Consider the following 23,678-nt stretch of genomic DNA (forward strand, 5'->3'; position numbering starts at 1 on the left):
TCTTCTTAATAAAAGCATACGATACGATTTGCGCAAAATCCAATACTATTTTCTGAGAAATTTAGAGGCAAATTTCCTACTTTAACTTACATCACAACTACTTTTGAAGAAATTTCTTTTTGGAATGCTAAAGCTTTCTTGTATTTTTTTTGTGCACTATAAGCTTCTATTATTTGTTCCCTATAAAAATAGAGATAACCAAAATGTCTTTCTTCTTTAATCACTTTTTGAAGCCTTTCTAGTATCTCCAAATAAGCTGGATCCTTCAGATAATCTTTCTTTTGTTCCATCACAGCTTCCTCATACATGACTGAATAGACCTTGGCATCCTCTCCCTCATTCATATAATCTTTCATTTTTTCTAAGTAAATTTGTGCTTCTTCCACATGACCTGTTCGAATATGTACAAGTGCTTTTTTCTGACATAGCATAAAGGTTTCTACAGTCACTTTATCTAGATAATCCAGTGCTTTTTGATAGTCTTTTGTCGTTACAAAGACAGAACCCATATTATAATAAACACTCTCAAGTTCCTTATCTTCTATCCAATTTGTATTTTGTAAAAGTCTAAGGCCTCTTTCATAATATTCCATCATAAATTCATCTAAATCTAAAACAGCATAAGCATGTCCTTGCATCAAAAAAGTAGCTGCTAATATATAAGTATTGCCTTCTTCTATGGCAAGTTCTCTACAAATCTTAGCTCTTCTATGTATTTCAGCATAACGTCCAAGCTGCAACAGTGCTATCATAATATTATAATAACTTGCACTTGTCCCCAAAAGCTTATAGGCTTTTTCATAAGCCTCTAATAACTCCTCCCAAGACCTATCCGTAGGTGTAAGTAGGTAAAATATTCCTAACTGCTCATCTGTCATACAGCCTTCGCAACTTTTCACCATTTCATAAACAGCTTCTCCCTGCATACCACAAATTAACCTATAATCCAAACCTAATGGACTATACTTAAGCCTATCTTCTAATTGCTTTAATCCTTCAAAAGCAGTTCTTGGAAGGTTATAATGAACTTGCTCATAATACTGTTTTATAAGTATACTTGCTTCTTCTAATAGCTGCGCATCCTGACAATAATCTATACCTAACTGTTTAAATAATTTTTTAATGATTGCTTCATCTGCTCTGACTTGCCCCTTTTCAATCTTACACAAATAACTCGTGACACAAATACCATAACAAATTTCCTTTTGTCCCTTTCCTTGTCTCACCCGTTCCATCCTAAGTAAATTTCCAACAAAGTTCCCTGTCACACTTTTCTCTCCTATTTGACCTATCTATTATTTTCATATATCTAAAAACTTCTTGAATTATAACATATTATCTTGCTTCAGGAGGTCTATTATCATTTTCTTTTCAACAGTTTTACTTTCTTGCTCCACTTCTCCATAAAATTTCTCAAAGAGACTATCCTTCCAAAGATTGAGCGCTATTTTCTTGATTTGAAAAATAAACTTTAAATTTAAAGAACTTATAATATGATTCACCTCACCTAGGAAAAGGGAGGTTTTTTTATAAGGCGAATTGTCAAGTTAAGTGCAACACCTTTTCATAATATACTTCATAGGGTGTTTTCCAGTTTAAGCATTTACGAGGTCGTTTATTTAACTCTAATACTTTTTCTTGAATGACATTATCGGGAGTATCCGTTATATCCATACTTTTAGGAAAATACTCTCGTAGAAGTCCATTCGTATTTTCATTTGTACCACGTTCCCATGGATGATGTGGTGCTGGAAAATAGAAAGGAATGCCTCCTAACGCATTAGTAATCTTGCTATGTTGGGCAAACTCCTTGCCTCGATCTGGTGTAATTGTTTCTTTAGGTTGACTTGATAGCATTTTTATCATTTTATCAGATACTTCATGAGAAGCTTTTTTAGCTACTTTTTCACATAAGAGAAACCTACTTTTTCTATCTGTGAGGGTTACAAGACAAGCTTTACCTGTTTGACCAGCAACAGTATCAGCTTCCCAATCACCTATACGTTCACGATTATTTGCAATCTCAGGACGTTCTTCTATAGGATAGCTGATACGAATTTTTCCACGTGTTTCAACATGCCCCTTTGTATGTCGTGTTTTTCCACGATGCCTAAGTTTACGAGCAACTCCTCGTTGACCTTTTAGCAGAGGACTTTCCTCTAAAAGACCAGCATATATGCCTCTGTAGATAGTTGAATAACTAATGGCTATAGGATTGTTCTCTAACTTTAATCGATTTGAAATTTGTTCAGGAGACCACTGGTGCTGAAGAAAAAGTTCCTGAACTTTATCATGAATCAATTCATCCACTAGCATCTTTTTAGCCCTACAATTTTCACGTCTTTTTAGATATTTTCTTTGAGCATCAGATGGAGAATATATCCCGTTAGCATCTGAATTTCTTTTAATTTCTCTAGAAATAGATGATTTGCTTCTATTAAGTTCCTTTGAGATAAAACCTAAAGATTTAGATTGAGCAAGGAAAAATAATATTTTTTCTCGCTCAGCTATGGTAAAATGTGTGTAATGGCTCATAAGATTAATCCTTTCAATAGTAGTCTTCGCAAACACTATTTTACTAGGATTTTCTCTTATGAGTCATATTTTTTTTAGGTGTTGCACTTAGATTGTAAATTCAAGAAAATAAAAAGAGTAATAGATCTTAAATCTTTAGCCAAAGACTTATCCTATTACTCTTTTTATTCCTGTAGCTTATAATTACTTTTCAGTAACTACATATTTATAATATATACTTACAAATTAAAGAATACGAATTTTAATACCGAAAACACCTGATGAAAGACAAATATTCAAAATCAAGAAAGTGATTCCTACTATAAGTGAAGCTAATTCAATAGCATATCCAACTTTATCTTTAAAAATTTTATGTAAAATTTTATAAATCATAATCCCAAGGAATCCACCTAATCCATTTAAAATAATATCGTCAATATCAGTAGCACCTACTTTAAATACGTACTGCAAGATTTCAACTGCCACACTAATAAGAACGACCCACAAAGTGTTAATGTATATCCCTTTATTGTGATTGAAGAAAATCAAATAGATACCTAATGGTATAAATAAAACAATATTACCTAATACATTAATGAATGACAAAAAGCCGCCATTAGATAAGTACTCTGTTATAGTATGGAACGGTATAAGACTTACAGATTGAAACGAACTTGCTTTTAAAAATAAATATGCAAATAAAATAAGAATATAAACTCCCAATACTATCATTAACAAAGTATGGTTGTGTTTTGTTTTTTTACTTTCATTAATCTTCATAGTGTATACTCCAACTTCTAATTTATCTATTTATAAAATATCTCTCTATTCTATCATAACCTCTTATAAGACATCAATAATTATGTCGAACAGTTTACTTAAGCTAATCTCTCTATCTCGACATATAATTCCCAGGAAATACTTTATTCCTTTTCTTTTTCAAATTAACCCCTCCTACTCCCCTTTCTTATCGGATATACCATAAGACCTTAACGGTTAAGTGGGGTACTTTGTCTAGCCTTGTCCTGTTAGAAATGTACAAAAAAAGAAGACTGCTTTTTAAGCAGTCTCCTCTTTCTTATTTATTTAAGCTGAGGCGTACAAGTGCTTTACGAAGGGCAACTTGTGCTCTTGCCACATCATAATCTGCATTTGAAACTCTTCCTTCTGCACGTTCTTTTGCTGCCTGTGCACGTGAAAAGTCAATTTCATTTTCAAGTTCTGCTGCATCTGTAAGCACCACAACTTTATCTTCTGTTACCTCTGCAAAACCACTCATCGTTGTTACGTTGTAAGTTTTGCCTTCTACTTTGTAGCGAAGTACGCCATAGCTTAATAGCGTAACGACTGGTTCGTGGTCGTAGTACACACCCATATCGCCTTCTGCTGTGCGAAGTACAACTGAATCTACTTCTGAATCCAACACTGAACGAGTTGGTGTAATAATTTGAAGGCGTAATTTATTTTTTGCCATAGCTATCACCTACAATGTTTTTGCTTTTTCTACTGCTTCTTCAATAGAACCAACCATTAAGAATGCATTTTCTGGAAGGTCATCATGTTTACCTTCAAGAATTTCTTTGAAGCCACGGATAGTTTCTTTAATTGGTACATATTTACCAGGGCTACCTGTGAAGACTTCTGCTACGAAGAATGGTTGTGAAAGGAATTTCTGAACACGACGAGCACGGTTTACAACTACTCTATCTTCTTCAGAAAGTTCATCCATACCTAAGATAGCGATGATATCTTGAAGTTCTTTGTATCTTTGAAGAATAGCTTGAACGCCACGAGCTACTTCGTAGTGATCTTCACCTACGATTTGTGGGTCAAGGATACGTGATGTAGATTCAAGTGGGTCTACTGCTGGGTAGATACCTTGTTCTACTTGTGCACGTGAAAGTACTGTTTTCGCATCAAGATGGGCGAAAGTAGTAGCTGGAGCTGGGTCAGTTAAGTCATCGGCTGGAACGTAAACCGCTTGAACAGATGTGATTGACCCTGTGTTTGTTGATGTAATACGTTCTTGAAGTGCACCCATTTCAGTTGCAAGTGTTGGTTGGTAACCAACGGCACTTGGAGTACGTCCAAGAAGGGCAGATACCTCAGAACCAGCTTGAACAAGACGGAAGATGTTATCTACGAACAGAAGTACGTCTTGTCCTGATTGGTCACGGAAGTATTCAGCCATAGTAAGACCAGTAAGTGCAACACGCATTCTGGCACCAGGTGGCTCGTTCATTTGTCCGAACACCATTGTTGTTTTTGAGATAACGCCTGAATCTGTCATCTCATGGAAAAGGTCATTACCTTCTCTAGTACGCTCACCTACACCTGCGAATACAGAGAAACCACCATGCTCTGTAGCAATGTTACGGATAAGCTCTTGAATGAGTACAGTTTTACCTACACCAGCACCACCGAATAAACCGATTTTACCACCTTTAAGGTATGGACAAAGAAGGTCAACTACTTTAATCCCTGTTTCAAGAATTTCTGATTCTGTAGCTAATTCTTCAAATGTAGGTGCTGCTCTATGAATAGGCCATTTTTCTACATCTGGATTTTCTTTACCATCTACTGCATCTCCTGTTACGTTAAAGATACGTCCAAGTGTTGCTGTACCTACTGGTACACTAATTGGTGCACCTGTGTCAACTGCTTCTATTCCACGCACTAAACCATCTGTTGCAGACATAGCAATACATCTTACAACATCATCACCAAGATGTTGAGCAACTTCTACTACAAGTTTTTCTCCATTTTCTCTTGTGATTTCAATAGCGTTGTAAAGTGCAGGAAGGTTATTTGGCGTAAATTTTATATCTAAAACAGGACCGATAATTTGAACAACATGTCCTATGTTTTGTGCCATTAACTCTTCACTCCTTTTAATTTAATTACTTAAGGGCTCCAGCTCCAGCTACGATTTCAGTTAATTCTTGTGTAATCGCTGCTTGACGTGCTCTATTAGATTCGATTTCAAGTTTTGCAATCATTTCGTTTGCATTTTCTGTAGCAGAATCCATAGCTGTCATTCTGGCACCTTGTTCACTTGCACTAGACTCTACAAGGCCTCCGAAGATAACATCTGTTACATAACGAGGCATGAGATAATCTAATACAGCTTCTGGAGAAGGATCATAGATTAATAAATCTTTTGGTCCTTCTGTTTCTGGTTCTTCAATTTCTGATATATCTACTGGTAAAAGACGAATCATAGTAGGCTCTTGTTGGATAGTAGATTTAAATGCTGTATAAGCTAAATAAACTTCTCCAACTTCACCTTTATTAAATAAATCAATAACATAATGTGCAATCTCTTTTGCATCATTGTAAGTAGGGTCAGCAGAAATACCTGTGATTTCTTTTTGGATATCAAAATGTCTTGCTCTGAAGAACTCTCTTGATTTTTTACCTACTGTAATAAGACGAGCTTCGTCTTTATTTGTTATATGATTCATTACTAATTTACCAACGTTGGCATTGTAACCACCAGCAAGACCTCTATCTGCTGCTAAAATAACATAACCTTTATTACTTGACCCATTCTGTTTAAGAAGTGGTGAGTTAAGGTTTTCTGAGTTTTTAGCAATAGATTTAATAACCTTTTGTACTTCAGTAAAGAACGGTCTTGATTTAAGAGCCGATTCTTTAGCTTTAGTGAGCTTAGCTGTTGCTACAAGGTTCATGGCATTAGTAATTTGTTTGGTGCTGCTTACGCTTTTAATTCGTCCTTTGATAGCTTGTAAAGACGCCATTTACCGCACCTCTTCTTTCTAAATTATTCAGCTTTAAAGCCAGCTTTAAATTCACTAATAACTTTTTTAAGTTTTTCATCTAGTTCGTTTGTAATACCAGCTTTGCCTGTTACTTCAGTAAGAAGTTCTGGGTATTTAGTGTTTACTGTTTCAAGAAGTTCTCTCTCGAATTGTTTTACTGCTGATACTGGAATATCAAGAAGATATTTTCTTGTAGCTGCAAAGAGTACGATTACTTGCTCTGCTACACTCATTGGCTTGTACTGTGGTTGTTTTAAAACTTCCATAATACGTTCACCTTGTGCTAATGCATTTTGAGTAGCTGCATCAAGGTCTGAACCGAACTGAGCGAATGCTGCAAGAGAACGGTACTGAGCAAGTTCCACACGGACTGGACCTGCGATTTGTTTCATCGCTTTAATTTGAGCTGCACCACCAACACGTGATACTGAAAGACCTGGGTTAACCGCTGGTCTTACACCTGCGTTGAAAAGTTCAGTTTCAAGGAAAATCTGACCATCTGTGATAGAAATTACGTTTGTTGGGATGTATGCTGAAATATCCCCAGCTTGTGTTTCAATGATTGGAAGAGCAGTCATAGAACCGCCGCCTCTTTCATCTGAAAGTTTAGCTGCTCTCTCAAGAAGTCTTGAGTGAAGGTAGAATACGTCCCCTGGATAAGCCTCACGACCTGGTGGTCTATGAAGAAGTAATGCCATTGTACGGTAAGCAACAGCGTGTTTAGATAAATCATCATAAATGATAAGTACATCTCCACCGTTTTCCATCCATTCTTCACCAATAGCAGCACCTGCATAAGGAGCAAGGTATTGAAGTGGTGATGAATCACTTGCTGTTGAGGCTACTACTGTTGTGTAGCTCATTGCATCATGTTTCTCAAGTGTTTTAACAAGTTGAGCAATTGTTGATGCTTTTTGTCCGATTGCAACGTAGATACATTTTACATTTTGACCTTTTTGGTTAATGATTGTATCGATAGCAATTGCAGTTTTACCTGTTTGACGGTCTCCGATAATAAGCTCACGTTGTCCACGTCCGATTGGAACCATGGCATCGATAGCTTTTTCACCTGTTTGAAGTGGTGTATCTACTGATTTTCTTTCGATAACCCCTGGAGCAATACGCTCTACAGGACGGAAATTTGTAGTATTGATTGGGCCTTTACCATCGATAGGTTGGCCAAGAGGGTTAACAACACGTCCGCAAAGTGCGTCACCAACTGGAACTTCTACTACACGTCCTGTTGATTTAACGTCGCTACCTTCTTTAATATGTTGGTCTGAACCTAAAAGAACAACCCCAATGTTGTCTTCTTCTAAGTTAAGAACCATTCCGTATACGCCGCCAGTGAATTCAAGAAGTTCCCCTGCCATTGCTTTTTCGAGTCCGTGTACACGAGCGATACCGTCCCCTACTGTAATAACAGTTCCTACTTCTGATACTTCAAGGCGTGTTTTATAGTTATTAATTTGACTTTTAATAACGCTGCTGATTTCCTCTGGTCTAAGGTTCATTAAATCATTACACCCCTTTTATTATGCAAGTCGCAAACTATTAAGCTCAGCTTTAAGTGCATCCATTTGACCTTTGATGCTACCATCTACCACTTTATCACCAACACGTACGATAAGACCTCCAATAATAGAAGCATCTATTTGCTCTTCTATAACGACTGTTTTACCTGTATTGTTTTCAATATGTGCTTTAATTTGCGCTAATTGCTGATTTGTTAATGGCTTAGCTGAAATAACAGTTGCCTTTAAAACTCCTGCTGCTTCTTCTGCCATAGAAATAAATTTTTCAAGAATACGTACAAGATACTCAGTTCTTGCTTTTTTAATAACAAGAGCTATAAGACCTACAAACTCTTCAGATACTTGACCTGCAAAAGCTTTCTCTACAAGCTCAATTTTTTGTTCCTCTGTAATACTTGGATGACTAAGTAATTTAAGGTAATCTGCTTCATCAGCAAGTACTTTAAGAATCATCCTAGCCTCTTCTTCAAATTTAAGCATTGCTCCTTTTTCAAAAGCAATATCAAAGAGGGCAGTAGCATAGCGGTTTACGATTATCTCAGCCACTGTACATCCCCCATCTCTTTAATCATTTCATCTACTAATTCATTTTGTTTATTTTCATCCATAGAAGCTGCTACAAACTTGCTTGCCATAAGGCTAGCTACTTCGATCATTTCAGCTTTCATTTCAGCTTGTACACGCTCTTTTTCAAGTTCGATATCTTTAAATGCTTTAGTTTTAATGACTTCGGCTTCTTCTCTAGCTGCTCTGATGATTTCTTCTTCACGTGCTAGAGCTTTAGCTCTGGCTTCTTTTAATATTTCGTTTGCTTCAGCCTCAATGTTAGTAAGTTTTGCCTGATAATCCTTTTTAAGACCTTCTGCATCTTTTTTAGCATTTGTTGCATCATTAACTTCAGCAGCAATCATCGCTTGACGTTTTTCTAAAAATTCACTTACTGGCTTAAATAATAATTTAGCAAGAATAAAGATAATTAAGCCTAACGCGAGAAGCTGTACAAACCATTCCCATCCTGTTTGCATGGAGAATTCAATAATTTTTGAGCTCAAAGGGAAAGTCCCTCCTTTCTATAGTCTTTATAGCGCCTTTTATTTAATTAACCAATTAAGTTCATGTATGTTGAGATAAGTGGGTTAGCAAATAAAAGAATGATAGCTACGATAAGACCATAGATACCTGTTGTTTCAGCTACGGCTGCACCAAGTAACATTGTACGTACTACGTCTGATTGTGCTTCTGGTTGACGACCTACTGCTTCTGCACCTTTACCAGCTGCATAACCTTGTCCAATACCAGGTCCAATACCTGCGATCATTGCAAGACCAGCACCAATTGCTGAACATGCTAAAATTAAAGCTCTTCCATCGATTTGGTTTTCCATTTTAAATTCCTCCTTATATTCCTATGCGAATAAGTTTACAAATAATAATAGTAATGCAATAATAAGTGCGTAAATACCTGTTGTTTGAGCAACTGCTTGACCAAGAAGCATGGTTCTTACTATAGCACTTTGAAGCTTAGGTCTTTTACCTACTGCTTCCGCAGCCTTACCAGCTGCATAACCTTGTCCAATACCAGGTCCAATACCTGCAATCATTGCAAAACCTGCACCAATTGCTGATGCTGCAAGAACGATTGCTATACCGCCTTTGTTAATAAGCGGATTGGCAAATAACATGATAATGGCAATAACAAGTGAGAAAATCCCTGATGTTTCAGCAACAGCAGCTCCAAGTAACATAACAAGTGTTGCTGGTTTACCACCATCTTTAGGATTTTTACCCATAGCCTCTGCCGCTTTACCAGCTGCAAAGCCCTGACCAATACCTGGTCCAATACCTGCGATCATCGCAAGTCCTGCACCAATCGCGGAGAAGGCTAAAACAAGGGCTACAGGGTCTACATTTGCCATCCATCCAAAAAGGAAATCTGCGTATCCCGTCATTTCTTTCACCTCTTCTTTTAGTCTTCCATTGCGCTAGATACAAATGTCATGCTTAGCATAACGAAAATAAGTGTTTGTAATGCCCCTGCAAATACGTCAAAGTATGAATGCAGTATTGAAGGCAATCCAAGTTGTGCCCACCATGGCATCATGGCATAGTAAAGTCCCATGATGATTGTTCCACCTAAGATATTACCAAATAAACGGAAACTTAATGAAATCGGGTTAGCAAGTTCACCAATAATGTTAAGTGGTAATAATAAGGGCATTGGCTCTAAGAAACCTTTTAAGTATCTTGTTCCTTTTGCTCTTAAACCATACCAGTGAATCATAAAGAATGTGGTTAATGATAAGGCAAAAGTAGTCGCAATGTCCGCAGTAGGTGGTCTTAGTCCAATTAATCCTGTAAGGTTACATAACAGGATGAATAAAAACATAGGACCATAGAATGAACCGAATCTTGCATTTTTTTCACCCATTGTACTAACTGTAAAACTATTAATAGTGTCTACTAAAAACTCAATGATAATTTGAAATTTACTATCTGGTATCATTTTAAAGTTTTTAAGTTTATAACGTACAATAAGTCCAAAAATTGTAAGTACAGCCATTACAAGAAATGTATTAATATGCGTAGTTGTGAGACCAAAAGATTGTCCATTATATTCAAAGAATGTGACTACCTGATGAATCCCAAAATCTAAATTTTGCTCCACCTACCCACTCTCCTTTCCATATAAATTTCTATGCTAAAGAGCTAATGCTCTTGTTGCCTCATTTACTTTAGGCCTAATTGTACATAGGCTCCTACTTTCATGGAGACTAATCCAAAAAATACACCTAAAAGACTTACATCCTTATTAAGGGCTGCTACTAAAAGGACAATACCTGTCAGTACATAACGAAGCATATACTGTCTTTGTGTATATCCCTTTGCTTTAGCTTCCGGAAGATTAACTGCCTTTGTAAAAGTATTTTCCATAAGTTTAAGTTTAAGAAGGGCTATAAGAAGACCTAAAACAATACCTAAAGTCCAGCTTAAAGCATCTGTTACCATAAACAATCCTATTCCATATACAACTAACGAAAAAGCTACCATTGTACATTGCATTGCATAATTTTTCATAAATGCTTTATTCATTTTTCTTCCCTTTCTTAGCTTCCTTACCTACAATGTAAAATAAATTTCTAAAGGCACTTCCTACTCCTAGCAAAATAAAAATCACTAGAAATAGTGGTGCTTTACCAGTTACTTTATCTAAAAAATTCCCTATAAATACGCATAGAAAAATAGGAATGATCATAGATAGACCAACTTGTTCTACAAGAGCTAAAGCACTTATCCATCCCTTACTCTTCATCTATTCACCTACTTCTATGCATTATAAATATAATCTTGTGGTCTTTCTTTACCTTCTTTAAAGTAAGAAAGAATAGCTTCTACAATACGTACAGAAGCATGTCCATCTCCAAATGGATTTTTAGCTTGTGCCATTTGCTTATAAACGACTTCATCCGTAAGGAGTTCTTTTGTAAGGTTGTAAATGATTTCTTTTTGTACACCAGCAAGTTTAAGTGTACCAGCTTCAACACCTTCAGGTCTTTCGGTTACATTACGAAGTACAAGTACAGGTTTCCCCATAGAAGGTACCTCTTCTTGCAGACCGCCTGAATCTGTAAGTACAAGATATGAACGGTTCATCAAGTTATGCATATCTTTAAGATCGAGCGGTTCAATAAGATGGACATTACATGTGTCTCCTAATATTTCGTAGACTACATCTCTTACAACTGGATTTTTATGCACTGCATAAACAACTTCTACATCATCAAATTCCTCTGCAATAGCTTTTACAGCTTCACAAATTTGACGAAGTGGCTCTCCTTGATTCTCTCTTCTATGAGCTGTCATTGTAATGACGCGTTTATTTTTATAGTCAATGTTATTGAGCAAATCTACTGTAAAGTGATAATCCTCTTCAATAGTTGTTTTAAGTGCATCAATAACCGTATTCCCTGTTACATAAATAGCCTGCTCATCTACTGCTTCTTTTAATAAGTTCTTTTTAGCTTGTGGTGTAGGAGAAAAATGAAGTGTTGAAAGCGCACCAGCTAACTTTCTGTTCATTTCTTCTGGAAATGGCTCGTATATATTGTATGTACGAAGCCCTGCTTCTACATGTCCTACAGGAATTTGTTTGTAAAAAGCTGCAAGCGCTGTTACAAATGTTGTAGATGTATCCCCATGTACCAAAACGATATCTGGTTTAGCTTCTTCTAACACACTTTCCATTCCTTCTAGTACACGTGTTGTAATACCTGTTAACGTCTGGCGATCCTTCATAATGTTAAGATCATAATCAGGTACAATGTTAAAAATTTCTAATACTTGATCGAGCATTTCTCTGTGTTGTGCTGTTACACAAACTAAATTTTCAATTTCGCTGTTTTTCTCTAGTTCTTTTACAAGTGGTGCCATTTTAATAGCTTCTGGTCTTGTGCCAAACACGCTCATAACGCGAATTTTATCTCTTATCATTTCTACGCTCCTATTATCCTCTTTTATCATTTGATATCAGATTTAGTGTGTTTATTATACCTTAATATTATGTATATCCTATAAAAATAAGCTTTTTATCCTACTTACTTTACCACTATAGTTGTACAATTGTAAATGCTCTAAGTATATTTTGCATAATAGCGAATTTTACAAAAAATTTAAGACAGAGATAAATCTCTGTCTTAAATACTACGCAAATCTATTTTAGAACAACCTTAATATCCTTTTATTTCTTGCTTAGTAGCTCTTTTATCCAAGCCTTTTTCCCTCAATTTCCCTGCTATCTACATTTCAAAATATGTTTTAGCAATTCTTACTGTTTCCATTGCATCTTTGGCATAAAAATCTGCCTGAACGAACTGAGCTAATTCCTCTGTCAAAACGGCGCCTCCAACAACAACCTTACATTCTGGCACCTCTTCCTTTAAGCATGTAATAGTCTCTGCCATGCTTGTAACTGTTGTTGTCATAAGTGCACTAAGTCCTACTAATTTTACATTATGTTTTCTTACTGCCTCTAAGACTTCTTCATATGACACATCTTTACCTAAATCGATAACCTCAAAGCCATAGTTTTGCATAATGACTTTCACGATATTTTTACCAATATCATGAATATCACCTTTTACGGTTGCCAGTATAACTTTAGGTCCTTTGCTAGGATTCTCTGTTCCCTTATTCATCAGCGCCAACTTTAAGACTTCAAAACTACTTTGAGCAGCTTCAGCTGATTTAATAAGCTGTGGAAGGTAAAGAATCTCCTTCTCATAATCTTCTCCTACCTTATTCAGTGCTGGCACAATATACTCTTCTACAACTTCTAAAGGCTCAAGGTCTTTTAATAACACTTCTGTTAATTGCTTGGCTTCTTTTTTAAGTCCCTTAATAATAGCTTCCTCTAAAGTATGCTCTTGCACACTTACTGCCACATTATTTGTCTCCTGCTGTTTGCCACTAAAGTACTCAATATACGCTTTAGACTCTTTATCATGGCCTGCTAATACACGGTAAGCCATAATCGCTTCTAACATCTGGGTATTTTTCGGATTAAGAATAGGTGCATCTAATCCCTGCATAAGTGCCATAGTCAGCATGGCTTCATTTAGTACGCTTCTTTGTGGTAAACCAAAGGATACATTACTCACACCTAGAATAGTCTTAACGCCAAGTTCTTCTTTAACTAGTTTTACAGCTTTAAGTGTCTCAATAACTAAGTCCTGCTGAGCGGAAGCCGTTACAACCAGACAGTCGATAAAGATATCTTCCCTCGGTATGCCATACCCCTCGGCAGCTTCTACAATACGTCTTGCTACCTCTAGTCTTTCCTCCGCACTTTCAGGAATACCTTTTTCATCAAGTGTAAGGCCTAGTACTGCTGCTCCATATTTCTTCGCAATAGGTAGTATAGTCTCTAAGCTTTCCTTCTTACCATTAACGGAGTTGATAAGTGGTTTACCATTATAAATACGTGCTCCACTTTCTAAAGCAGCTACATTTGAAGAGTCGATTTGAAGTGGTAAGTCAATGACACCCTGTATTTGTTTAATAGCTTTAGTAAGCATAGCCACTTCGTCAATATCAGGAAGCCCCATATTCACATCTAAAATATGTGCGCCTTCTTCCTTCTGTTCAAGCGCTAATCTTAAAACATAATCCATATTGTCATCTCGAAGTGCTTGCTGTAAAAGTTTCTTACCTGTTGGATTAAGTCTTTCCCCTATTACGCGTACATCATCAAAAAATACAGCCGTTTGACTGCTACAGATGCCACATAACTTTTTAGGTGTTAGTGGTTTTACCTCTATAGATTCTACCTTTTCTACAACTTGTCTGATGTATTCAGGGTTTGTACCACAGCATCCTCCTAGGATATGAACGCCTATTTCTGCAAAGTAAGCCATACAGTCTGCAAACTCTTCTGGTGTAATGTCATACTGAGCTTTACCCTCTATCATGGTTGGCAATCCTGCATTGGGCTGTACAAGCACTGGAATAGACGCAAGGGATACAATTTTCTCTACGATTGGTTTTAATTCCTTTGGTCCTAAGCTACAGTTTACTCCTAGTGCATCTACCCCCAAAGCCTCTAAGGTTAAAATCATAGATTCAATACTTGTCCCAAAGAAGGTACGCCCATTAGCTTCAAAAGTCATGGTACAGTAAATAGGAAGTTTTGTATTTTCCTTAGCTGCAAGTACGCCTGCCTTTAATTCATAAAGATCTGTAAATGTCTCAAAAAGTATAAGGTCTGCTCCTGCCTTTTCACCAGCTACAACTTGTTCTTTAAAAACTTCATAAGCTTCTTCAAATCTTACATCCCCTACTGGTTCTATTAGCTTACCGGTCGAACCAATGTCGAGCACTACTTTTCCACGCCCTACTTTTGAGACAGCACTTTTCGCTAATGCAACTGCCTGGGTAATGACCTGTTCTACTGTGTATTTTGTTTCATTAATTTTATAAGCGTTGGCACCAAATGTATTAGTCGTTACATAATCTGCACCCGCTTCTAAATAAGATAAATGTACACTCTCTATAAGCTGGCTATGTGTAAAGTTAAAAAGCTCTGGAATTTCCCCAAGCTTTAAACCTTTGCCTTGAAGCACAGTTCCCATAGCACCATCAAAAAATCTAGCTCCCACACTTTTCACCTCTTCTTCTATATGCACATACGCCTTGAATTAAACACTCGCCACAGCCCTTTTGCCTATCTTCTTTTATAGAAGAAAGTCCGATAAAAGCTGTAACGGATTTAATAGGAAGGAGCATGCCTGCTTTAGTTGTTGTTAAACCTATTTTGCGCGCTGTATCTAATACCCTCAGTAACTCTGGTTGTACATTAAGGGGTACATCTCCATAACCAGGACTATAACGCATGGTTAAATACCTATCTTCTGATAAGCTTTCCATAATTTCACGCTCTACTTGGTCACAAGCAGATTCAATAAGCACATTAGCACAAGCATTAAAAAGTAAAGCCTTTAACATATCAGTCTGCTGAATGGCACTGATTTTCTTATCTACTTGCGTACCTAATGTAGCTGCTAATACATATACTTCATCACAATTTTTAAGTACTCTAGATAAATCTGATGTCATGATTTGAAGTGATGTATCTTTAAGGCCTATTTGCTGCGCTTCTTTTTCAAGAGCAAATTTTTGATACGTATATCTTATATCGGCAATGTCTTTAAGCTCTTTATAAGTAGCTTGAATCTGCATTTTAATTTCATCATCCGCTTTTGCATAAGGTACATTAATATATCTGAGTACTTCTTTTATAATAATCTTATCCTGCATACTTTAAGCCCTCTTTGTTCTTACAGCGTAATTAATTCCCCTTATATTTTCCATAATACGTTTTGCAATATCTGCTTGATTCATGGTATAAAGGTGAATACCATCTACACCTGAGGCTAATAAATCTATAATTTGCATGGTGGCATAAGCAATACCTGCTTCCTTCAGCGCTTGTGCATTATGATTATAGGCTTTAATTAAATTCTGTATAGATGCTGGAATACTAGCTCCGCAAAGTGTTACCATACGTTCAAGCTGTTTTCCCGATGTAATAGGCATGATTCCTGCCACAATTGGTGTATGTATGCCCTGACTTCTCACGTTTTCCCTCCATTTATAGAAAGCGTCATTGTCAAAGAAAAGCTGACTAATAAGTAGCTCAGCTCCGCAGTCTACTTTATATTGAAGATGTTTAATATCTTCTTCTAAAGTAAGTGCTTCAATATGTTTTTCTGGATAGCAAGCCGCAGCTACATCAAAGCTATCTCTTTGCTTAATATACTTAATAAGGTCACTGGCATAACTAAAATCCCCTAAGCTGCTTCCTTCTGGCAAGTCACCTCTTAATGCCAGTATATTATGAACCCCTTCTCTTTCTAACTCATCTAGAATTTGGTCCATACTTTCCTTACTTCCACCTACACAAGTTAAATGTGCAAGTGGTGTAATATTATATTGATTTTTAAGCAAAGACGCAATCTGAACTGTTTTACCTTGAGTACTTCCACCTGCACCATAAGTCACACTAATGAAGTCTGGCGACAAAGGTGCAAGTGCATCGATAGTACTGTAAATACTCTCTATAGATGTAGTCTGTTTTGGTGGAAAAATTTCAAAAGATATGATTGGTTTACTTTCATTAAATAATGTACTGATTTTCAAGCTGAATCTCCCCTTACTTATTATTTTATTTTTTGAATACAGATACGAACTTATTCCCCTCTATATAGAAACGCCACTCTTTATCTCTGTATTCCTCAGCATAATCAATATTAATACGTTTATCTCTTACAATATTTAAAGGTGTATCCCCTTCCTCAACATAAAGCCGTCCCTTCTTTGTAACAGGCAATGCATTAAGCGTCTTATCAATATGAAGCGCTTGGCATAGTTTACCTGGCCCATTCGTTAGATCTTGTACTTTCTTAGATTTAATATGCCTATAGGTTCTACAAAATGCTAGCGCTTCTTCATCTAATGGTTCTACTGCTCTTATTAGTACACAATGTGGTATATCCTTATAGTTCGCTATAATGTTAAGGCAGTTATACATTCCATAAATAAGATAAACGTAGGTAATTCCCCCATCTTCAAAAATAGGCATGGTTCTTGGTGTACGTTTTCCTCCGTAAGAGTGTGCCCCCTTATCCTCTGGTCCTAAATAAGCTTCTGTCTCTACAATTCTAAAACGTGCTACCCTTCCCTCTATCTCTCTTACTAATACCTTACCTAATAAATCCCTAGCTACCTCTAGCCCATCTCTCAAATAAAATTTCTTTTCAATAATTTTAGTCACTTAGATGCTCCCTTCGTTTTCTAGCTCTACTAATTTGCTTCATATCTTGATATAAAGCATTTATTTCAGCGCCTAATAATACTAAAATACAGCTTGTATAAAGCCAAATGAGTAAAATAAAGACACTCCCTAAGCTTCCATACATCTGATTATATCTACTGAATCTATCTACATATAATGAGAATAAATAAGAAAAAGCATACCAACCCATACTTGCAAAAATGGTGCCAGGCCACACATTCCCATCTCTTAAATGCCTACGCGGAATAAACTTATAGATCATATAAAGTCCCATAAGTAGTCCTACTACAGGTAGAGTAAGTCTTACAATATCCCATAGCAACTTATATCCCTCTCCTTGGATGTGAAAAGTGGTAATGACATATTCTCCTATACGATTCCCAAATACTAATAGAATAATAAGCCCTGCAATCAGTACAGCTAAAACAACGGTATAAAGCATAGAAAAGATTTTTCTCACCCAGAAACTTCTACCATCTACGCCACTATAAGCCTTATGAATACCTCTTATTATTACATTAACTGCTGCCGAAGCAGACCAAATGGCAGCAATAGCACTAAAAGACAGTAAAGTTGCACTGCGGTACTCTATAAGCTGATTAATCGTTTGCTCAATAAATGGCATAACTGCTCCAGGCACAACCTCTGATAAGTACACCATAAACTCACTCTGTGCAATATTGGTATAAGTTAAAATGGAAATGATCATCATTAAAAAAGGAAAAAATGCCAATATCCAATAGTATGTGCTTTGTGCACTGCGTGCTGCAATGTCGTGCCCGATAAACCTTTTCTTTAGCCTCATAATATAATCAATAAAAAATTTAATGGATTCCAATTAAATGCCCACCTTTATGTAGAATTTCTCCTTTTCAGTATATCTCACTCATTTAAGGAGTATACTTATTTTTTGAAATCTTTCATTTACTATATCACAATTTATACCTCGGTTAAATATTTTAAATTAATAAAGTGAGTAATAGTCCTCTGTATTCCCTATATTATAGAAAAGTAAAATTTTCTCTAATATAAAAAAGACATGAGTTTACACTCATGTCTTACGCACTTTATTTATTTTGAAGCTCTTTTGCTTTACGTTTCATCTTGTTCATAAAACCTTCTTTTTTAGGAACTGGAAGTTTACCTGAAACAACATTAACAAGCATGATTCCAGCGACTTCTGCTTTAATTTGTTTTTTTACAGGTACTGTATTGTACACGATTTCATCACACATAAGTGTAACAATTTGAGGACCAGCTTTTGCAATAACAACTGGCATCTTTCTTTTACGTTGCATCTTTGGTACTTGGTCTTTTACCTGTTTAGGAAGCTTGAGGTTCTCTAGCTTGTCCTTTTTCTTATCTATAATGAATAAAGGTACAACTTGTTTATGCTGATTAACGAGTTGTTGTTGCTCATCATATCTTTTTTGTAATTTTTTACCCCAAAAATAAAGTCCGACTCCGATTGCCGCGATCACTACGACCCATATTAATACGATCTGCCAGGTTTCCACCTTAATACCTCCTTAGTACGACTAAATATGTAAAATAGTATAGCATATAACGGAATATACCACAATATCAATAAGATATTATCACATTTGAAAGGTGTGCATACATGCTTATTTTACTTGTATTATTGTCGCTTATTATTGATTTAACTTGTATTGGTTATATTATTTTTATTGAACATAAAGATGTAACAACCACCTGGGCTTGGGTAATGGTTATGCTCTTCATTCCTATTGTGGGTTTTATTCTTTACCTTTTCTTTGGGCAAAGCATGAAAAGGCGTAAGATGTTCAATCAGAAAGAAGAATCTGACCGCTATATGCATCTTCTGCATACACAGATTTACAAGGATTCTTGCAGTTCTTGCACATTAGGTACTTGCCCAGCCTGCTATGATTATAACCTCTTAAACCTTCATCTGATAGGCCATGAAACAGTTTATACGTGTGACAATAGTCTTACCTTATTCACAGATGGGAAGGCTAAGTTTAGAGATCTGTTTGAGAGCATTAAAGCAGCCCACTCTTATATTCACTTAGAATATTATATTATCCATGATGATGAAATAGGACAACTCTTTAGTGAATGTCTTATTCAAAAAGCTCAAGAAGGTGTAGAGGTTTCTCTCCTTTATGATGGCATGGGATGTCTTAAAACACGCTCTGCTTACTTTAAAAGGTTAGAGAATGCTGGCATTAAAATTATTTGTTTTGCACCACCTTTTAAACCTTTTATCAACTTACGTTTCAATTATCGTAACCATCGTAAGCTCTGTACTATCGATGATAAGATTGCCTATTTAGGTGGCTTTAATGTAGGTGATGAGTATTTAGGTAAAAATAAGAAAATGGGTTACTGGCGTGATACACACTTAAAGATTGAAGGAAGTGGTGCCATTTTAGCCAACCTCCAGTTTCTTTTAGACTGGCGCTTTGCTTCCCATGAAACGCACCTTCTAGAACACTATAAGATTCCTCAACTTACACCACTTTGCTATAGTACTGGCGCTGTTGTTCAGCTTGTATCTGGCGGGCCCGACTCTAAACATTCTAGTATTCTAAATGGTTATATTGGGATGATTGCTGGCGCCCGCAAAAGTATTTGGATTCAAACACCTTACTTCATTCCTAATGAAGCACTCCTAACTACACTTAAAATCGCTGCCTTATCCGGTTTAGATGTACGCATTATGTTTCCTAACAAACCCGACCATGCCTTTGTCTATTGGGCTACCTATTCCTACATTGGGGAACTTATCGATTGCGGAGCCCGTGCCTATACTTATGATAAGGGCTTCTTACACTCTAAGACTATTATCGTAGATGAAGCCCTCTCCTCTGTGGGCACAGCTAACTTTGATATGCGTAGCTTTAAACTAAATTTTGAAATGAATGCTTTTATATATGATAAAAGCTTCGCCAAAGAACTTAGCGAAGCCTTTATACATGACTTAGAGGACTCTTCTGAGCTTACTCTAGAAAGATATAATAACCGCTCACGTCTCATTCGCTTTAAAGAATCTGTATCCAGATTATTTTCTCCTATCCTGTAATCCGATAGAAAGGTATCGTAGGAGTGTAGTGAATCCCCTTCCCAGCTACCTGAAAGGAGGGAGGCTACTATACCCCGAAAGCGGCTAGCGAGGTGCGCTTAGAGTGTGTTAATGAAGGTGGACACAGAGCGTTAAGCTAAAGGAGTGTAGTAGCCTCCCTCCTCCTGGACCCAATAAAAAGAGACAACTCTGTTTACAAACCAAAGGGACTATTGCTCATGCAACAGTCCCTTTTACTTTAATCTGTAATCTCTGCTAAAAGCTCTCTCACTATATCTTCTACATGCTTAGGCAGTTTTTTCTTTTCCTCTGCACTTAAAGAAGGTACATCAATAGGTTTTCCAACATTCACATAAATAGTTGTCTTTTGAATCTTTTTCTTTTCCTCTAATACTTTATAAGTATTTTGAATAGCGATTGGTACAATCGGTACATTAGCTTTTGTCGCAAGTTTAAAACTTCCTGCTTTAAAGTTTCCCATTTCTTTTCCCTTCATACGTGTACCCTCTGGGAAAATAACAATGGATTGACCATTTTTAAGCTCATCAATACCTTTTAAAATAGCTTGAAGGGATTGTTTCATATCATCACGCGCTAAATAAATACATCCCATAGCTTCAAACCATTTACCGAATACAGGCATCTTCTTTGTTTCCTCTTTCCCAATGAAGATGACTGGTTCATTTTCTATAAGAATGGCCATAACTGGGCTATCAAAGAGTCCTTTATGTGTCGCCATATACACCACAGGTCCATTAGCCGGTAAGTTCTCTTTGCCTTTAATCTCTATAGTTGCTCCTGCAGCCTTTACCATACGACGGCTTAAGTCTTGCATGGCACGATATATATGAAAGCGATATTCCCTTTTTGTGGCTAAGTCTAGTTCTTTATTATCCACTCTATACTTTTGCCTTTTAAAGATATTGATAACGTAGTGGAATCCTATGCTCCACAATACTCTCATTCCTCTTATCATTGTATCACTCCCTATTCTGTTTTATAGGCATCAAGCATACGTTCTTTCAGATAGTATAAGTCATCTGATAAGTCAACTGGCATACTAGCTGGGTTGATGAGACGTTTATATTCATCCCATAACGTTTCAAGTTCTTCTTTAGCATAGCTACGAATGTCCATAACTTGTGGTGATTCATACACACATTTACCCGCTCTAAAAATAGGCACAAGGAGTTCACGTACTGTATACTGACCTGCTTTAAGCTTCATTTTCTTCCATCTTGCTTTAGGGTCACGTACAACTAAATCTTGGTTTGTATCAATTGTTTCTTCTTCCAGTGCAATAAGGTCTACTTTTAATTTACCTGTTGTTTTATCATAAATTCTAAGTACTTTTTTAATACCTGGATTTGTAACCTTCTCTGGGTTATCTGAAATCTTAATTTTAGGTATAAATTCTCCACCTGTCTTACGTTCTGCTGCCAATTTGTAGATACCGCCAAATGATGGGCAGTCATCTGATGTAATTAGTTTTGTACCTACACCCCATAAGCTAATTTCAGCTCCTTGTCGCTTAAGGTCTGCAATGAGGTATTCATCAAGGTCACAAGATGCACTGATTACGGCATCTTCATGACCTGCATCATCTAACATTCTTCTAGCTTGTTTAGATAGGTAAGCTAAGTCACCACTATCTAGACGGATACCATAAGAATCCATTGAAATGCCTGCTGCTTTCATCTCATCAAACACCGCAATAGCATTTGGTACACCTTGCCCCAATGTATCGTAAGTATCTACAAGTAGAATGCATTTGTTAGGGAAGAGTTTTGCATAAGCTCTAAAAGCATCAATTTCATGATCAAAGCTCATAACCCAGCTATGTGCATGTGTTCCTGCTACTGGTACATTAAACATTTGACCTGTAAGTACATTTGATGTAGCATGACAGCCTCCTATAACAGCAGCTCTTGCACCATAAATCCCTGCATCAGGACCTTGTGCACGTCTAAGACCAAATTCAAGTACAGTATCTTCTTCTGCTGCTCTTACCACTCTTGCTGCCTTTGTGGCAATCAGACTTTGATGATTAATAATATTCAGAAGTGTTGTCTCAATAAACTGTGCTTCAAAAATTGGTGCTTTCACACGCATAAGTGGCTCATTTGGTTGTACCACCGTTCCTTCTGGAATGGCATCAATATCTCCTGTAAATTTAAAGCTTCTTAAATACTCTAAAAAAGCTTTACTAAAAATATTTAAAGAATCAAGATATTCAATATCTCCATCTGTAAAATGTAGGTTCTTAATATAATCAATGGCTTGTTCTAAACCACAGCAAATAGCATAGCCATTACCTGATGGATTATTTCTATAAAACAAATCAAAAACGACTTCGTGATTGTTAACATCATTTTCAAAATACCCCTGCATCATTGTTAATTGATAAAGGTCTGTTAACAATGTAAGGTTTCTTGTACTCATATTTTTATCTCCTATTCCTAAGTAAACTTTAAGATAATTTATTTAATTTTATTATAGCACATAAATACTTTTTTGTTGAAGAAATGGTTGTACTCATTTTAGCACTATTTGTCCACACTTTGGCATATATTTTATTTGAAAGGAGTGGATAAGTTTATTATGATTGCACACATTGTGGATTACCTTATGCAACTGGCAGGTGGACTAGGTTATTTCGGCATTATTTTTATTGTAGGTTTAGAGTATGCATGCTTCCCTATTCCTAGTGAAGTAGTCCTTCCTTTTGTCGGAATGGGCATTGCAACAGGTACTTACGAAATGGTCTATGGATTTACTGCCAGCATTATCGGCGCTGTTTTTGGCACACTACTGGCCTATGCCATCGGCTACATAGGTGGCGTTCCTTTACTTGAGTGGTCTAAAAGACGTTTTCCTAAGACTAAAAAATCTATCATCGCCTTAGATAAGTGGTTTAAGCAGTACGGAAATCTAGCCGTACTCTTTAGCCGAGTCTTTCCTCTTACACGTACCTATGTATCCTTCCTAGCAGGTAGCCAGAAACTTGACCTACTTTCCTTTATGAGCTATTCTGCTCTTGGCATATTTGCTTGGAATACAGCACTTATTAGTCTAGGATACTTCTTAGGGAATAACTTAGAACTTATTGATAGTATTATGAAGAAATATAGTACATTTGCTCTTATTATTCTAAGTATAGGTATTTTTTATTTACTTCTAAGAAACTATCAGAGTAAAAAAGAAACACGTAGAGCATAAGCCTTACGTGTTTCTTTTTTACTCCTTATTCTTCTTAATATAAAGATTAAGTGTTTGAATACCTTTACAAATTAAAATCCCTAACCCAACTACTAGTACCAACTGTACTAAAAATAGTAAAATAGCCATACCTTGCACTGCCCAATCCAATCCAGTTGATCCATTTATTTCTATGATTTTATCTTGCATTTACATCTTCCCCTTATTATCTGCTTT

26 protein-coding genes and 1 pseudogene are annotated in these 23,678 nt (G+C 36.4%); 2 read left to right on the forward strand and 25 right to left on the reverse strand.

The annotated features are described in order from the left end of the window. Positions 1 to 86: 86 nt before the first annotated feature. The 22 genes and pseudogenes from ACLTBU_RS03265 to ACLTBU_RS03370 all read right to left on the reverse strand — a co-directional run bounded on the left by ACLTBU_RS03265 (position 87) and on the right by ACLTBU_RS03370 (position 18,693). The gene (locus tag ACLTBU_RS03265; protein WP_412217513.1) at positions 87 to 1,226 is read right to left on the reverse strand and encodes a hypothetical protein; all 1,140 of its coding nucleotides are present in this window, start codon (positions 1,224 to 1,226) and stop codon (positions 87 to 89) included. A 316-nt stretch (positions 1,227 to 1,542) separates the two neighbouring features. Continuing rightward, entirely contained in the window at positions 1,543 to 2,535 is a 993-nt protein-coding gene (locus tag ACLTBU_RS03270; protein WP_337528535.1) for an IS30 family transposase, read from the reverse strand. Between the two features lie 225 nt (positions 2,536 to 2,760). Next, positions 2,761 to 3,294 carry a VanZ family protein gene (locus ACLTBU_RS03275; protein WP_412217514.1) on the reverse strand — a complete coding sequence of 178 codons (534 nt, stop codon included), beginning with the start codon at positions 3,292 to 3,294 and terminating at the stop codon, positions 2,761 to 2,763. 298 nt (positions 3,295 to 3,592) lie between these two features. After that, positions 3,593 to 3,988 carry a F0F1 ATP synthase subunit epsilon gene (locus tag ACLTBU_RS03280; RefSeq protein WP_412182273.1) on the reverse strand — a complete coding sequence of 132 codons (396 nt, stop codon included), beginning with the start codon at positions 3,986 to 3,988 and terminating at the stop codon, positions 3,593 to 3,595. A 9-nt stretch (positions 3,989 to 3,997) separates the two neighbouring features. Beyond that, positions 3,998 to 5,389 (reverse strand): F0F1 ATP synthase subunit beta, encoded by a 1,392-nt coding sequence (gene atpD, locus ACLTBU_RS03285; protein ID WP_177670638.1) that lies wholly within the window; start codon positions 5,387 to 5,389, stop codon positions 3,998 to 4,000. A 25-nt stretch (positions 5,390 to 5,414) separates the two neighbouring features. Further along, a complete protein-coding gene (atpG, locus tag ACLTBU_RS03290; protein ID WP_177670636.1) occupies positions 5,415 to 6,275 on the reverse strand; it encodes an ATP synthase F1 subunit gamma in 861 nt (286 codons plus the stop codon). Between the two features lie 23 nt (positions 6,276 to 6,298). Next, on the reverse strand, positions 6,299 to 7,810 hold the full coding sequence (atpA, locus tag ACLTBU_RS03295) for a F0F1 ATP synthase subunit alpha (RefSeq protein WP_177670634.1): 1,512 nt from the start codon (positions 7,808 to 7,810) through the stop codon (positions 6,299 to 6,301). 21 nt (positions 7,811 to 7,831) lie between these two features. Next, entirely contained in the window at positions 7,832 to 8,377 is a 546-nt protein-coding gene (locus tag ACLTBU_RS03300) for a F0F1 ATP synthase subunit delta (protein WP_177670632.1), read from the reverse strand. Then, the gene (gene atpF / locus ACLTBU_RS03305) at positions 8,365 to 8,883 is read right to left on the reverse strand and encodes a F0F1 ATP synthase subunit B (RefSeq protein ID WP_177670630.1); all 519 of its coding nucleotides are present in this window, start codon (positions 8,881 to 8,883) and stop codon (positions 8,365 to 8,367) included. Before atpF ends, ACLTBU_RS03300 begins: the two co-directional genes overlap by 13 nt. A 47-nt stretch (positions 8,884 to 8,930) precedes the next feature. Continuing rightward, positions 8,931 to 9,215: an ATP synthase F0 subunit C gene (gene atpE, locus ACLTBU_RS03310; protein WP_177670628.1), complete on the reverse strand. Its 285-nt coding sequence runs from the start codon at positions 9,213 to 9,215 to the stop codon at positions 8,931 to 8,933. Positions 9,216 to 9,236: 21 nt separating this feature from the next. Further along, positions 9,237 to 9,491, reverse strand: a complete 255-nt coding sequence (atpE, locus tag ACLTBU_RS03315) for an ATP synthase F0 subunit C (protein WP_334299074.1) — start codon at positions 9,489 to 9,491, stop codon at positions 9,237 to 9,239. Further along, positions 9,483 to 9,746, reverse strand: a pseudogene (locus ACLTBU_RS03320) (ATP synthase Fo subunit C); the annotation flags it as partial. The pseudogene ACLTBU_RS03320 and the gene atpE (ACLTBU_RS03315), both read right to left, overlap by 9 nt. A 50-nt stretch (positions 9,747 to 9,796) precedes the next feature. Next, positions 9,797 to 10,495: a F0F1 ATP synthase subunit A gene (atpB, locus tag ACLTBU_RS03325; RefSeq protein WP_412217516.1), complete on the reverse strand. Its 699-nt coding sequence runs from the start codon at positions 10,493 to 10,495 to the stop codon at positions 9,797 to 9,799. Positions 10,496 to 10,557: 62 nt separating this feature from the next. After that, a complete protein-coding gene (locus ACLTBU_RS03330; RefSeq protein WP_177670622.1) occupies positions 10,558 to 10,920 on the reverse strand; it encodes an ATP synthase subunit I in 363 nt (120 codons plus the stop codon). Then, entirely contained in the window at positions 10,913 to 11,140 is a 228-nt protein-coding gene (locus ACLTBU_RS03335) for an AtpZ/AtpI family protein (RefSeq protein ID WP_177670620.1), read from the reverse strand. The genes ACLTBU_RS03330 and ACLTBU_RS03335 overlap by 8 nt, the downstream gene beginning before the upstream one ends. Positions 11,141 to 11,154: 14 nt before the next feature. Next, on the reverse strand, positions 11,155 to 12,318 hold the full coding sequence (gene wecB, locus ACLTBU_RS03340; protein WP_412217518.1) for a non-hydrolyzing UDP-N-acetylglucosamine 2-epimerase: 1,164 nt from the start codon (positions 12,316 to 12,318) through the stop codon (positions 11,155 to 11,157). Between the two features lie 305 nt (positions 12,319 to 12,623). Beyond that, a complete protein-coding gene (locus ACLTBU_RS03345) occupies positions 12,624 to 14,954 on the reverse strand; it encodes a homocysteine S-methyltransferase family protein (RefSeq protein ID WP_412217726.1) in 2,331 nt (776 codons plus the stop codon). 16 nt (positions 14,955 to 14,970) lie between these two features. Continuing rightward, positions 14,971 to 15,639, reverse strand: a complete 669-nt coding sequence (locus tag ACLTBU_RS03350) for a vitamin B12 dependent-methionine synthase activation domain-containing protein (RefSeq protein WP_412217521.1) — start codon at positions 15,637 to 15,639, stop codon at positions 14,971 to 14,973. Positions 15,640 to 15,642: 3 nt separating this feature from the next. Next, the gene (metF, locus tag ACLTBU_RS03355; protein ID WP_177670612.1) at positions 15,643 to 16,521 is read right to left on the reverse strand and encodes a methylenetetrahydrofolate reductase [NAD(P)H]; all 879 of its coding nucleotides are present in this window, start codon (positions 16,519 to 16,521) and stop codon (positions 15,643 to 15,645) included. A 25-nt stretch (positions 16,522 to 16,546) separates the two neighbouring features. After that, positions 16,547 to 17,155, reverse strand: coding sequence for a DNA-3-methyladenine glycosylase (locus ACLTBU_RS03360; RefSeq protein ID WP_412217523.1), 609 nt, complete (start codon positions 17,153 to 17,155; stop codon positions 16,547 to 16,549). Continuing rightward, on the reverse strand, positions 17,148 to 18,014 hold the full coding sequence (locus ACLTBU_RS03365) for a YihY/virulence factor BrkB family protein (protein WP_177670610.1): 867 nt from the start codon (positions 18,012 to 18,014) through the stop codon (positions 17,148 to 17,150). The genes ACLTBU_RS03360 and ACLTBU_RS03365 overlap by 8 nt, the downstream gene beginning before the upstream one ends. Positions 18,015 to 18,243: 229 nt before the next feature. Beyond that, the gene (locus tag ACLTBU_RS03370; protein WP_249331728.1) at positions 18,244 to 18,693 is read right to left on the reverse strand and encodes a hypothetical protein; all 450 of its coding nucleotides are present in this window, start codon (positions 18,691 to 18,693) and stop codon (positions 18,244 to 18,246) included. Positions 18,694 to 18,797: 104 nt separating this feature from the next. Between ACLTBU_RS03370 and cls the strand changes: the two genes are divergently transcribed. Continuing rightward, positions 18,798 to 20,243 carry a cardiolipin synthase gene (gene cls / locus ACLTBU_RS03375; protein WP_412217525.1) on the forward strand — a complete coding sequence of 482 codons (1,446 nt, stop codon included), beginning with the start codon at positions 18,798 to 18,800 and terminating at the stop codon, positions 20,241 to 20,243. 238 nt (positions 20,244 to 20,481) lie between these two features. Here the strand turns inward: cls and ACLTBU_RS03380 are convergent, their stop codons facing one another. Further along, positions 20,482 to 21,219, reverse strand: coding sequence for a lysophospholipid acyltransferase family protein (locus tag ACLTBU_RS03380; RefSeq protein ID WP_177670606.1), 738 nt, complete (start codon positions 21,217 to 21,219; stop codon positions 20,482 to 20,484). Between the two features lie 11 nt (positions 21,220 to 21,230). Then, positions 21,231 to 22,685: a nicotinate phosphoribosyltransferase gene (locus tag ACLTBU_RS03385; RefSeq protein ID WP_249331732.1), complete on the reverse strand. Its 1,455-nt coding sequence runs from the start codon at positions 22,683 to 22,685 to the stop codon at positions 21,231 to 21,233. A 159-nt stretch (positions 22,686 to 22,844) separates the two neighbouring features. On the opposite strand from ACLTBU_RS03385, the gene ACLTBU_RS03390 reads away from it, so the two are divergent. Then, on the forward strand, positions 22,845 to 23,462 hold the full coding sequence (locus tag ACLTBU_RS03390) for a DedA family protein (RefSeq protein ID WP_412217527.1): 618 nt from the start codon (positions 22,845 to 22,847) through the stop codon (positions 23,460 to 23,462). A gap of 18 nt (positions 23,463 to 23,480) precedes the next feature. Here ACLTBU_RS03390 and ACLTBU_RS03395 read toward each other — a convergent pair whose 3' ends face one another. Then, on the reverse strand, positions 23,481 to 23,651 hold the full coding sequence (locus tag ACLTBU_RS03395) for a hypothetical protein (RefSeq protein ID WP_177670600.1): 171 nt from the start codon (positions 23,649 to 23,651) through the stop codon (positions 23,481 to 23,483). Positions 23,652 to 23,678: the final 27 nt, after the last annotated feature.

It is taken from the genome of Zhenhengia sp., assembly GCF_046966505.1.
Taxonomy (GTDB): domain Bacteria; phylum Bacillota; class Clostridia; order Lachnospirales; family Cellulosilyticaceae; genus Zhenhengia; species Zhenhengia yiwuensis.

Excerpts from the sequence above, each read along its gene's own strand:
- ACLTBU_RS03280 (WP_412182273.1), bottom strand. The coding sequence starts at position 3,988 with ATGGCAAAAAATAAATTACGCCTTCAAATTATTACACCAACTCGTTCA.
- ACLTBU_RS03395 (WP_177670600.1), bottom strand. The coding sequence starts at position 23,651 with ATGCAAGATAAAATCATAGAAATAAATGGATCAACTGGATTGGATTGG.
- atpA (WP_177670634.1), bottom strand. The coding sequence starts at position 7,810 with ATGAACCTTAGACCAGAGGAAATCAGCAGCGTTATTAAAAGTCAAATT.
- ACLTBU_RS03380 (WP_177670606.1), bottom strand. The coding sequence starts at position 21,219 with ATGATAAGAGGAATGAGAGTATTGTGGAGCATAGGATTCCACTACGTT.
- ACLTBU_RS03385 (WP_249331732.1), bottom strand. The coding sequence starts at position 22,685 with ATGAGTACAAGAAACCTTACATTGTTAACAGACCTTTATCAATTAACA.
- atpG (WP_177670636.1), bottom strand. The coding sequence starts at position 6,275 with ATGGCGTCTTTACAAGCTATCAAAGGACGAATTAAAAGCGTAAGCAGC.
- ACLTBU_RS03270 (WP_337528535.1), bottom strand. The coding sequence starts at position 2,535 with ATGAGCCATTACACACATTTTACCATAGCTGAGCGAGAAAAAATATTA.
- atpE (WP_177670628.1), bottom strand. The coding sequence starts at position 9,215 with ATGGAAAACCAAATCGATGGAAGAGCTTTAATTTTAGCATGTTCAGCA.
- ACLTBU_RS03350 (WP_412217521.1), bottom strand. The coding sequence starts at position 15,639 with ATGCAGGATAAGATTATTATAAAAGAAGTACTCAGATATATTAATGTA.
- ACLTBU_RS03275 (WP_412217514.1), bottom strand. The coding sequence starts at position 3,294 with ATGAAGATTAATGAAAGTAAAAAAACAAAACACAACCATACTTTGTTA.
- atpD (WP_177670638.1), bottom strand. The coding sequence starts at position 5,389 with ATGGCACAAAACATAGGACATGTTGTTCAAATTATCGGTCCTGTTTTA.
- cls (WP_412217525.1), top strand. The coding sequence starts at position 18,798 with ATGCTTATTTTACTTGTATTATTGTCGCTTATTATTGATTTAACTTGT.
- ACLTBU_RS03390 (WP_412217527.1), top strand. The coding sequence starts at position 22,845 with ATGATTGCACACATTGTGGATTACCTTATGCAACTGGCAGGTGGACTA.
- ACLTBU_RS03345 (WP_412217726.1), bottom strand. The coding sequence starts at position 14,954 with ATGGGAACTGTGCTTCAAGGCAAAGGTTTAAAGCTTGGGGAAATTCCA.
- wecB (WP_412217518.1), bottom strand. The coding sequence starts at position 12,318 with ATGATAAGAGATAAAATTCGCGTTATGAGCGTGTTTGGCACAAGACCA.
- ACLTBU_RS03330 (WP_177670622.1), bottom strand. The coding sequence starts at position 10,920 with ATGAATAAAGCATTTATGAAAAATTATGCAATGCAATGTACAATGGTA.
- ACLTBU_RS03335 (WP_177670620.1), bottom strand. The coding sequence starts at position 11,140 with ATGAAGAGTAAGGGATGGATAAGTGCTTTAGCTCTTGTAGAACAAGTT.